Raw genomic sequence first — 3,248 nt, forward strand, 5'->3', positions numbered from 1 at the left:
GGTGGCTCCCTCCGTCGCCTCGCGCCGCACGCACCCCAGCCCCGCTCCTTGATCCACGCCCCTATTGCCGGGCGTTCTTAGAGGCTCCAGCAATAGGGCGTTCGATCAGGGAGCGGCGCCCGGGCGGATGGATCGCGAGGCGGCGGAGGGAGGCGCCATTTCCTTGCGGCACGTACCCGGACCGTCGATGAGGGTGCCCGCCCAGATCACCCGCTCATCCATCACATCCGCGCGCCCGTGGCGAGCTCTGGCTGAGTATCAACGAGGCCCCTGCGGCCTGCTCAGGCCCCGTCGACCAGCGGGCCATCGCCGGACCCACCGCATCGCCTCGTTGTCAGCTACCGTGCCCTCCACAGCGAGCTACTGATGATCGAGCTGTGTCGGCATGGCTCGATCGTCCCGGACAGCCCCGTGTGCCCCTCACGGCGCATCAGCCGGTGAGGAGGGTGATGGTGCGGCCGGCGGGACTGGCGGTGGTGGTGAGGGTGGTGCGTTCGTCGATGCTGGGGGCACCTCGGCGCTGGTCGAAGATCACCAAGGTGCCGGTGGGGAGGCGGAGGCGGTCAAGATAGCGGTCGACCTGTCGGAGCCCGGAGGACAGCGGGTTGGACCGGCCGGTGCGCCAGGCCTTGATCTCGATGCCCTCGCGCTGGACGCGCGGGATGCCGTCCGGGGTGGTGTAGGGCCAGCGGAGGTGGAGGTCGATGCGGCCTGAGCCGACGGCGTACTCGCGTTCGACCACGCCGGTGCCGTTGACGGCGCGCTGGAGGTAGCCCATGAGGATGAGCTGGGCCGCGGCTTCGTTGTAGTAGCCGCGGCTGGTGAGGAACTCGCCGTTCTCGACCCACCAGTCGGCGAACTCCGAGAGGACCTTGGGCAGGTCGAACCCGCCGTCTGGGCGGACGAAGGTGCGCGGGTCAGCGGTGACGCTCTCCTGGATGCTGGCGGACAGGACGCGGACGATGACCTCGCGGTAGATGGGGTTCGCGGCCCTGACCGGGGGGTTGGGGGCGATGAGGCCGAGGTCGCGGACGTAGCTGAGGTCGTCGTCGTAGGGGTCGAGGGCGAGCGGGTCGCCAGCGATCAGCGGTGCGATGATCCGCCGGACGCGGGGTTCGGCGAGCCTGGCCGTGAGGGAGTCGAGGTGGGTGGCGCGGGTGAGGATCAAGCGCTCCTTGGCCTGGTCGAGGTGTTCGACGGTGATCGGTTCCGACGCGGGCACGCCGATCTCCTCGACAACCTCCTGGGCCAGGGCGTTGACCAGCCACGGCTGGCCGCTGGTGAGCTCGTAGGCGTGGTCGACGGCGCCCGGGGCGAACTGCTGGCCGGTGTCGGTGGTGTGCTGGCCGTAGAGGTCGGCCACCTCGCCTGGGGTGAAGTCGCCGAGTCGCAGCGACTTCAGCTTGATGTTGAACGGGCTGGATGTCCCCAGCCGGGACGCGTCACCACCTGCCGCAGCCTTATAGTCACGGACGTCGCGCAGGCCGCAGAGGACGACCGAGACGGGGAACGGGGCGGGACGGCTGTTATAACCGTCGCGAAGCTGGCTCAGGATGCTGATCAGACTCTGCCCGCGCAGCGCGTCGATCTCGTCGAAGAACAACACCAACGGCCGGGGGCAGACTTCGGCCCACTCGCGGAGCGCGGTGCCAAGCAGTGCCGCCGCGGGTGCCATGGGCCAGGCCGACGGGCGAAGGTCGGGTGGCAGCTGCCACCGGGCAGCTTCTTTGATCCGTTGGAGGATACCCAGCGTGGCGGCGCCGAAGTCGTCGCCCGCCGCGCGGGCCGCCTCGCAGGAGAAGTGCAGCGCGGCGTACCGGCCCTGGGCGGTCAGGTCGCTGGCGAGCGCGCGCAGCGCGGTCGTCTTGCCTGTCTGGCGGGGGGCGTGCACGACGAAGTAGGCCTTGAGATCCACCAGCCCGGGCACCTCCGGCAGCCGGGAGAGCGCTGGGATCATGTAATGCTCCGCCGGCAGGCACGGACCGGCCGTGTTGAACCGACGACCCATCGATCCCGCCCCTCCAAGGCCCGGCGAATGGTTCTTGCTCCGCGTACCACCCTACGCGTGATCGACGATCTACAGCCGCTACCGCCTGGCCGGCTGGTGCGGAGGTCGTGAGTGCCTTCGCCGCACCGGCCGCGTCCGGCGGTGCGGAGGGCGGTTCCTGCGTCGTCACGCAAAGGCCGTACGGGCCAGGTGGTGGGCGATGTCGCGGACCGTCATCCCACACCCGCGTACAGCGAGATCACCGTGTCCGACAGGCCCCGACCCGCCGCTCGCCCTTCGGGATCAGCCTTGGCTCGAACCTCCCCGCCCGCCCCCTCCCCCGCCCCGCGCATAGCCCAGATGCGCATCGAGTTCGGCCGCGGGCCCCGCTCGAGAACCTGCTTGAGCAACCCGGACAGCAGCCCGCCCTGCCCGGTCAACTTCACCCCGCCGTCCTCCGACCCGGCCTGCGCGAGAAGCGCCGCGACCGCGGCCCCTTGTCCTTCTATCGCCTGGGCCTCCGCGACAGCAGGATCGCGACCTGCGGCAGCTGCCTGCGGACGAGGCGGTCGACGAGTGCGCAGCCGCGTCGCGGCGATGAGTCTGTCGGCACGCGGGTCTACCTTTCAAGCGGGACCACCACCTCATCAGGGAGTACGGGCATGGGCCTCATCCACATCGAGCTGTTCGCCACCCTCGACCTCGTCGCGCAGGCACCCGGCGGCCCCGACGAGGACCCGGTCGGGTTCCCGTTCGGCGGCTGGCAGGCACCCCTGCTGGACGAGGTCACCGGGACGCAGGTCGGTGCCGCGTACGAGGGCACGGACGCCCTCCTGCTCGGCCGGCGGACGTACGACATCTTCGCCGCCTACTGGCCGAACCAGGATGGCGGCGAGGACAACGAGATCGCCACGCTCTTCAACAGCGTCCCGAAGTACGTGGCCTCCCGCGGCCGGCCCGACCTCTCGTGGGCCGGGTCCACGCAGCTAGGCCCTGATCTGGCCGGCGCGGTGCACGAGATTCGTGACCGGCACAGGCACGTGAAGGTCGTTGGGAGCCTGAACCTGGTGCAGACTCTCCTGCGCGAGAAGCTCTTCGACCGTCTCGACCTCTGGGTGCACCCGGTCATGCTCGGCGTCGGGAAGAAGGTGTTCGACGGGGGCGCGGTGCCCACGAACGTCACCCTCCTCGAACCGCCGGCCGCCAGTCCGCGGGGCACCGTGTACCTGCGCTACGGACTCGCCGACGGCACGCCCGGGAC

At 70.4% G+C, this 3,248-nt stretch carries 3 protein-coding genes; 1 reads left to right on the forward strand and 2 read right to left on the reverse strand.

Going from position 1 to position 3,248, the window contains the following annotated elements; translation table 11 throughout:
• Nucleotides 1-430 precede the first annotated feature (430 nt).
• Nucleotides 431-2,008 (reverse strand): AAA family ATPase, encoded by a 1,578-nt coding sequence (locus MJ785_RS21210; RefSeq protein WP_239382580.1) that lies wholly within the window; start codon nt 2,006-2,008, stop codon nt 431-433.
• Nucleotides 2,009-2,220: 212 nt separating this feature from the next.
• Nucleotides 2,221-2,433, reverse strand: a complete 213-nt coding sequence (locus MJ785_RS21215) for a hypothetical protein (protein WP_370651442.1) — start codon at nt 2,431-2,433, stop codon at nt 2,221-2,223.
• 216 nt (nt 2,434-2,649) lie between these two features.
• Between MJ785_RS21215 and MJ785_RS21220 the strand changes: the two genes are divergently transcribed.
• Nucleotides 2,650-3,248 (forward strand): dihydrofolate reductase family protein (locus MJ785_RS21220; protein ID WP_239382582.1); only part of this gene is annotated, 599 nt, incomplete at its 3' end.

The organism is Protofrankia sp. CiT1 (assembly GCF_917627335.1).
Classification (GTDB): Bacteria; Actinomycetota; Actinomycetes; order Frankiales; family Frankiaceae; genus Protofrankia.

Bases quoted from the DNA above. Each gene is read 5' to 3' on its own strand.
- MJ785_RS21210 (WP_239382580.1), bottom strand. From the start codon at position 2,008: ATGGGTCGTCGGTTCAACACGGCCGGTCCGTGCCTGCCGGCGGAGCAT.